At 36.7% G+C, this 6,935-nt stretch carries 10 protein-coding genes; 6 read left to right on the top strand and 4 right to left on the bottom strand.

The window, feature by feature from the left end; translation table 11 throughout:
- Positions 1 to 54: 54 nt before the first annotated feature.
- A complete protein-coding gene (gene yfhS, locus AB3X49_RS15310; RefSeq protein WP_367963114.1) occupies positions 55 to 213 on the top strand; it encodes a mother cell protein YfhS in 159 nt (52 codons plus the stop codon).
- A gap of 239 nt (positions 214 to 452) precedes the next feature.
- Here the strand turns inward: yfhS and mutY are convergent, their stop codons facing one another.
- Positions 453 to 1,550, bottom strand: coding sequence for an A/G-specific adenine glycosylase (mutY, locus tag AB3X49_RS15305; RefSeq protein WP_002091125.1), 1,098 nt, complete (start codon positions 1,548 to 1,550; stop codon positions 453 to 455).
- 149 nt (positions 1,551 to 1,699) lie between these two features.
- Here mutY and AB3X49_RS15300 point away from each other — a divergent pair, with 149 nt between their 5' ends.
- Positions 1,700 to 2,680 (top strand): metal-dependent hydrolase, encoded by a 981-nt coding sequence (locus AB3X49_RS15300; RefSeq protein ID WP_002125060.1) that lies wholly within the window; start codon positions 1,700 to 1,702, stop codon positions 2,678 to 2,680.
- 24 nt (positions 2,681 to 2,704) lie between these two features.
- On the opposite strand, the gene AB3X49_RS15295 is transcribed toward AB3X49_RS15300, so the two are convergent.
- Positions 2,705 to 2,971, bottom strand: coding sequence for a YfhJ family protein (locus tag AB3X49_RS15295; protein WP_002010328.1), 267 nt, complete (start codon positions 2,969 to 2,971; stop codon positions 2,705 to 2,707).
- Positions 2,972 to 3,093: 122 nt separating this feature from the next.
- Here AB3X49_RS15295 and AB3X49_RS15290 point away from each other — a divergent pair, with 122 nt between their 5' ends.
- Complete coding sequence (locus AB3X49_RS15290; RefSeq protein ID WP_002125059.1) at positions 3,094 to 3,252, top strand: small, acid-soluble spore protein K; 159 nt, start codon at positions 3,094 to 3,096, stop codon at positions 3,250 to 3,252.
- A gap of 32 nt (positions 3,253 to 3,284) precedes the next feature.
- The gene (locus AB3X49_RS15285; RefSeq protein WP_002010325.1) at positions 3,285 to 3,437 is read left to right on the top strand and encodes a YpzG family protein; all 153 of its coding nucleotides are present in this window, start codon (positions 3,285 to 3,287) and stop codon (positions 3,435 to 3,437) included.
- A gap of 62 nt (positions 3,438 to 3,499) precedes the next feature.
- Here the strand turns inward: AB3X49_RS15285 and AB3X49_RS15280 are convergent, their stop codons facing one another.
- Together AB3X49_RS15280 and recX are read right to left on the bottom strand one after the other, a co-directional pair.
- Entirely contained in the window at positions 3,500 to 3,817 is a 318-nt protein-coding gene (locus tag AB3X49_RS15280; protein ID WP_002010323.1) for a YfhH family protein, read from the bottom strand.
- 9 nt (positions 3,818 to 3,826) lie between these two features.
- Positions 3,827 to 4,639, bottom strand: a complete 813-nt coding sequence (gene recX / locus AB3X49_RS15275; protein ID WP_002125056.1) for a recombination regulator RecX — start codon at positions 4,637 to 4,639, stop codon at positions 3,827 to 3,829.
- A gap of 81 nt (positions 4,640 to 4,720) precedes the next feature.
- Between recX and AB3X49_RS15270 the strand changes: the two genes are divergently transcribed.
- Together AB3X49_RS15270 and AB3X49_RS15265 are read left to right on the top strand one after the other, a co-directional pair.
- On the top strand, positions 4,721 to 5,626 hold the full coding sequence (locus AB3X49_RS15270; protein WP_002140287.1) for a TIGR01777 family oxidoreductase: 906 nt from the start codon (positions 4,721 to 4,723) through the stop codon (positions 5,624 to 5,626).
- Between the two features lie 147 nt (positions 5,627 to 5,773).
- Positions 5,774 to 6,904, top strand: a complete 1,131-nt coding sequence (locus AB3X49_RS15265; RefSeq protein WP_002010318.1) for an amidohydrolase — start codon at positions 5,774 to 5,776, stop codon at positions 6,902 to 6,904.
- The last annotated feature ends 31 nt before the right edge of the window (positions 6,905 to 6,935 follow it).

Below are 6,935 nucleotides of genomic sequence, written 5' to 3'. Positions count from 1 at the left end.
AATCAGAGGCTGCATAATTTAAATTTTCTGTGTCTATTTTATTGACGTAATATCATGACTGAGCTAACTATGATTTCCAAAAATGAATGGAAAGAGGATGAATTAGCTTATTTTCATCATTCATTTCAGCAAATTATGCCTTATCTAAATGTAGAGGGACAAACGATTTATAAAGAAGTTGTGAAAGAAATCGAGTCACGGGGCGGATTATAAACGCGTGGATTTTCAACCTCAAAATACAAATTTATTTTCAATATAAAAAAACGTGTTCCAAAGTTCTGGAACACGTTTTTATTATTTATCCCGCTATTCGCCGGGCAGTAAGACCCCACCTCAAAATGCAGCGAAAGCAAAGAAGTTAGGTTGGGGTCGGGCTGCCCATAAAAGCCCGATTGGTGAGGGCTAATAATCAGTGGGGGATGAAGAAACCCCCCACTGATTAAAGTTTCACTTTACTGCATTGTAATTTTCTCAACACACTTTTCGTAAATTGTACGATGTGATTTCGAGAAAGGTAACTGTTCAAACGCTTCTTTCGATACAAACTTTAATGTATCCGTTTCGACAATATTACCTGTTACTTTTCCGTAAAATATGAAGATATCCCAAGTACGATGTGTAAAAGTATGTTGTACATTCATCGCGTATTCATCAATAGAAACAGAGAGATCAAAGCTCTCCTTCATATAATCCGTAAGCTGTTGTTTTTGATTACGAATACCTTCACTTAGTTCAATATTCGGGAACTCCCACATATTAGCCAGTAATCCCGTACTTGGGCGTTTATTAATTACGTAACGGCCATCTTCAGTTTGAAGTACTCCCGCAACGAGCGGTACCATTGTAGGTGCTTTCGCTTTACTCTTCACTGGTAGTTCTTTTTGAACACCTTCAGCATACCCTCTGCAATGTTCACGTACAGGACAAAGTAAACAAGATGGATTTTTCGGTATACAAATTAATGCCCCTAATTCCATCAAACCTTGGTTAAAATAAGATGGATTTTCTATAGAAATAATTTCACGCACAATCTCTTCAAAAACTTTTCTCGTTTTCGGTTTTGCAATATCATCCCACACTGATAAAATACGAGATAATACGCGCATAACATTTCCATCAACCGCTGGCTCTGGTATGCCATATGCAATACTTAAAATGGCACCTTTTGTATATGGTCCCACTCCTTTTAATTTTTCAATTTTCTTTACATCGCTCGGTACTGTCCCGCCGTATACTTCTTTTACCTCTTTTACTGCAGCATGTAAATTTCGTGCTCTAGAATAATAACCTAAGCCTTCCCATGCTTTTAATACTTCTTCATCATCGGCAGTTGCTAGCGCTTCAAGCGTAGGAAACTTCCCCATAAAATTTGCGTAATATGGTTTTACAGCCTCTACCCTTGTTTGCTGTAACATAATTTCTGAAACCCAAACACGGTATGGATCTTTATTTTTTCGCCACGGTAAATCACGTTGTTCTTTTTCAAACCAACCAATTAAATCATTTTGAAACTGTTCTATGTTAAACTCATTTAATATTTCAAGTGTCAAACTTGATCCCCCTCATTTTTTTGCATATACGTACTATTATAAAGATTTTAGGAAAAAATTTAAGTAAGATGACATAGGAAATAGAAGGCAAAGGACTTGAGGTATCGAATAAAAAGAGTTACATTAATAAAAAACGGAGGTGGATTTCTATGGACACAGCCACTCACCTTGTTATGGGCGTTACTCTAGGCAGTTTGGCAACATTAGATCCAGCTATAGCACAAAGTGATATTGGGCCACAAGCAGTGATGCTTGCAACAATTGCCGGTTCCAATATTCCTGACATCGATACAGTTTTAAAATTGCGTAATAACGCTAAATATATAAGAAATCATCGCGGGATTACTCATTCCATCCCTGCAGTGATCCTTTGGTCACTCCTTATAAGTGGCATCTCTTTCGCCTTCTTTTCAGACGCTCCCTATCTGCATCTACTACTTTGGTCATTTATTGCCGTCTTTCTTCATGTCTTTGTGGATATTTTCAATGCCTATGGTACACAGGCATTAAGGCCCTTCACAAAAAAATGGGTAGCGCTCGGCATAATTAATACGTTTGATACTGTCATTTTCTTTATCCATATACTTGCTATCGCCTGTATGCTTGTCGGAGCACATAAAGGGTATACTGCTTTAGCTGCGTATATATTAATGTTTGTTTACTATATCGGCCGCATTATGATGCATCGAAATATTAAAAGTGTAGTATACAAACGTTTCAAAAATGTAGAGAAAGTAATTATTTCTCCTTCTTACAAATTTTATCATTATCATTTAGCCGTCGTTACAACTGAACATTACTACGTAGCAAGATGGCACCGCGGTAACATCCTTGTATACGATAAATTTAATCGCGTACCGTTCCCGAATACCGCCATTATGCAAGCCGCTGTGCGAGATGAAAATATATCTGCTTTCTTATCTTTCTCGCCTGTATATCGCTGGGATATTTTCGATTATGATAACTATTATGAAGTTCGATTTATTGATTTGCGGTATCGAAGTAAAGATTATTATCCATTCGTCGCAATCGTTCAGCTCGATCAAAATTTAAATATTATTAGTTCATATACAGGATGGATTTTCAGCGAAGAGAAACTTCGAAAGAAACTGGAATTGCTTCCACATTAAAAAAAGCGACCTACGTCGCTTTTTTTAATGTTTCAAATGATCTTCTTGATTGATTAAATGGCTATACTTCGGATTATTTGTACGCATTTCATGAAGGCGCCCTCCATGATTATTAACCCATGTTCGTACCACTTGTTCAGTCATTTCCTCACCTTGGTAACGACCTGATTTAGCATAAGTTGTTCGGAAGTCTTCCCACAGTAATTCAACCCATGCACGAGCTTGTGCGTAAGAAAGGTTGTCATTTTTATCTAATAATTCTTTCGTTAATGTTTCATAAATATCATTCATGTTCTATTCTCCTTTTACCTATTTATTCCCTTAATTTCTAAAGGATAGTTTCTTCTATTTTGCACATTCTATAAGTGATACTTCTTAAAGAGGTATCAACTGATAATGAGGGGGCGTTCTTAATGGGTAGACAAGCCGAATTTTGGTCTGAGTCAAAAAACAACAGCAAAATCGACAGTCAACCGAAAGCGAAATCACGCTTCGCTTCGAAACGACCTAACGGCACAATTAACACGCACCCACAAGAGCGTATGCGTGCTGCAAATCAGCAGGAAGAGTAGTACAAATTAAATTCCTACACGAGGTGATAAAGATGAGCTACCGTGACCATTTAGATCGTCGTTCTGAATTATTTAACCATACGTGGACTCGTCCAAAACATGCGAAGGCGCAAGTTAACGGACAGACGCAACAAACCCAGTCTCTCATTATACTGGCAAACGAATGTAAAAAACGCCAATTTTAGAATCTCCTATCTCCTTTAACGCCTACCAAAGATGAAAACCAGAGAGATTCGCTCTCTGGTTTTTATTTTTCTTGTAGCAAGGAAATTGGTATTCCAATCTCTTCATTATCATGTTGCTTATATCCCCAAGCAAATACCCCATTGAAATACGTAATTTTAAATACCACACCAGGTTCTTCTACTAATTCATATGTCTCACCAATATGGAATTTATTTATATCTATCATATAAGCACGAGCCATAGCCATTTTTCTCATTAATACATCGAATTCATTTACAATTCCAAGTTGCTCAGCCTTTACTGCTTGCTCCTTCAAAACCCCAATTTCTTCCCTTAGCTCATGTGGTGTCATTTCACTGTAGCGTTTTGGCGTACCCATCTTATTTCCTCATCCCTCTTCACGTTTCATTTGTAAAAATATATCTATCTCATCAATAGAGAATCCTTTTCGATATAACGCTTGCTTCACCTTATTTTCGAATGTCCAACCATCATACTTCTTATATTTCTCATAATATTTATTCCCATGATAGTGTAACGCTTCTTCTTGCTGTTCGTCATCTTTTTCGTCTTTCAATTCTTCCAAGCAAATTTGAATCACATCTCTAGAATATCCTTTACGAACAAGCATTTCATCTAACTTTAGCTTCATTTGTAAAAATGAATGCTTTTGATAAGATTTTTTCTTCTTTTCTATAAGAAACAAAGCATTCTCCATTTGCTTCTCCTTTGGATACTCTTGTAAACTATGTGTAATGATTAAATCCTGAACACCTTTACTTAATAGCCCTCTCCTAATAACAGTTGGACCTTTTTGATTCACATTACTTTGCGTTCGCACGTATGAAATAGCGTACTCTTTATCATTAATATATCGATCATGTAATAATTTCGAAACGACTTCAGAGATGATGGCCTGTCCCACTTCTTTTTTTCGTAAGAAATCTTCTATTTCTTGTTTTGTTCTCATTTGATAGGATAAATAGGAAATCGCTTGTAAATATGCTTTTTGTACCTCTTCATTGTACAAAATATTCCCTAACGCTACTTCATCAATTTCTAAGCCTTTTTGTAACCCATGTTTCATTAAGATTGATTGATTCACACTAAACCCGTACTCTTCGCCTTGACCTTTATCAATATAAATATTAAATCGTTCTTTCGATCGTTTTTGCACTTCTATTTTTGTAATGACAGTCATACTCTCACCTCTCTATTATTTTAACATAGTCAAGGAACGTTTTTTCTTTTCAAGAATATATATAATGAGGAGGAAATGATTGTGAAAATCGCAATTTCTGGTGGCTCTGGCTTTATAGGCAAATCCCTTTCTAGTTTTTTTATTCAAAAGGGATTTACTGTTTACATTCTTACTCGAAAAAAAATTGCTGAAACTTCACACACTAACCTTCAATACGTACAGTGGACACCGGATTTACAGACCTTCCCTCTCTCCTCTATCGATGTAGTTATTAATCTAGCCGGAGAATCTATTAATAGTAGATGGACAAAAAAACAAAAAGAATCAATTTTAAACAGTAGAATTCAAACAACAAAAGGACTCATTAAACAATTACAAACACTTGAAACAAAGCCACACACATTTATTAATGCAAGTGCCATTGGATACTATGGGACATCTGAAACCGAATCTTTTACAGAACAGCAAGAGACTCCAGGAGATGACTTTTTAGCAAACACAGTATATTTGTGGGAGCAAGAAGCATCTAAAGCCCGCTCCATTGGAATAAGAACTGTCTACACAAGATTTGGAGTCGTATTGGGCGCAGATGGAGGAGCTCTTCCAAAAATGCTACTTCCCTATCAATTATATATCGGCGGTACACTTGGATCTGGAAACCAATGGTTATCATGGATTCATATAGACGATGTCGTTCGCATGATTGATTTCATCATTCACAAAAAAGAAATTGACGGACCTTTTAATATTACAGCGCCAACGCCAATACGGATGAAAGAGTTCGGTGAAATTATTGCCACTATAACTAGGCGACCTCATTGGCTACCTGTTCCTTCATTTGTACTTCGCGCTTTACTCGGTGAGATGAGTATACTTGTATTAGAAGGGCAACATGTATTACCCAATAAAGCTATTAAACATGGATATCAATACACATTTCCAACAGTTAACCATGCATTACAAAATATCCTCTTGCATACAATGTAGTACTTTTAAAATACAGTTTTACGGGTAGTCTATCTCCTCCAAGACTTCTTACTTTTTAAACACCGGAGCATTACTACACGAAAAACCTTTCAGTTACTTTGTCTAAACCTATTCTACACATTACAAGGTGACGGAAATGAGGTCTCTATGAAAATATTGCTCAAACAAGCCATTGTATATCCTATTACATCCCAAAAGTTTCAAGGAGATGTACTCGTTATAGGAGAACGCATTGCCGCGGTCAAACCTCATATTGATACTACTCAGGATATGACCGTTATAGATGCACGAGCTCTTCATCTCTTGCCTGGATTTATTGATGTTCATACTCACCTTGGCCTCTACGATGAAGGTACTGGTTGGGCTGGTAATGATGCAAATGAAACATCCGAAGTTTCAACACCACATATCCGTTCTTTAGACGGGATTCATCCTTTTGATATTGCATTTCAAGACGCTGTACAAAATGGTGTTACGACTGTTCACGTGATGCCCGGAAGCCAAAACATTATCGGCGGTACTACTTGCGTAATAAAAACTGCTGGAACTTGTATTGATCATATGATTATTCAGGAACCTGCTGGTTTAAAAATTGCCTTTGGAGAAAACCCTAAAAAGTTCCATAGTAACGGTACAAAAGAATCAATAACACGTATGGGAATTATGGGGTTACTTCGTGAATCATTCTATGACGCACAACACTACGGGCATGAAGCTGATTTTCGAATGCTACCTATTTTAAAAGCACTCCGCCGAGAAATACCGGTACGTATCCACGCTCACCGCGCAGATGATATCACTTCAGCTTTACGCTTTGCGACAGAATTCAATCTTGATTTACGTATTGAACATTGTACAGAAGGACACTTTATTGTTGAAGAGCTTTCGAAACACAATTTAAAAGTTTCAGTTGGACCTACTCTTACGCGACGTTCGAAAATCGAACTTAAAAACAAAACGTGGGATACTTATCATATTTTATCGAAAAATGGAGTAGAAGTTTCTATTACAACCGACCACCCTTATACACCAATTCAATATTTAAATGTTTGCGCTGCCATTGCAGTAAGAGAAGGATTAGATGAGAAAACAGCGTTGGAAGGAATTACTATTTTCCCAGCTCGAAATTTACGTTTGGAGGATAGAATTGGAAGCATTGATGTTGGAAAAGATGCTGACCTCGTGTTATGGACACATCATCCTTTCCATTATTTAGCCAAGCCTGTACTCACTATGATTGACGGAAAAATAATTTACAAAAAAAATAAAAAAAACTAGTTTATTTTTTTGACTAGATACAGTATTATAC

The organism is Bacillus sp. C30 (genome assembly GCF_040838255.1).
Lineage (GTDB): Bacteria > Bacillota > Bacilli > Bacillales > Bacillaceae_G > Bacillus_A > Bacillus_A mycoides.
Note: the sequence above shows the minus strand (reverse complement) of the source record. Positions and strands in the feature narration are given on the sequence as shown.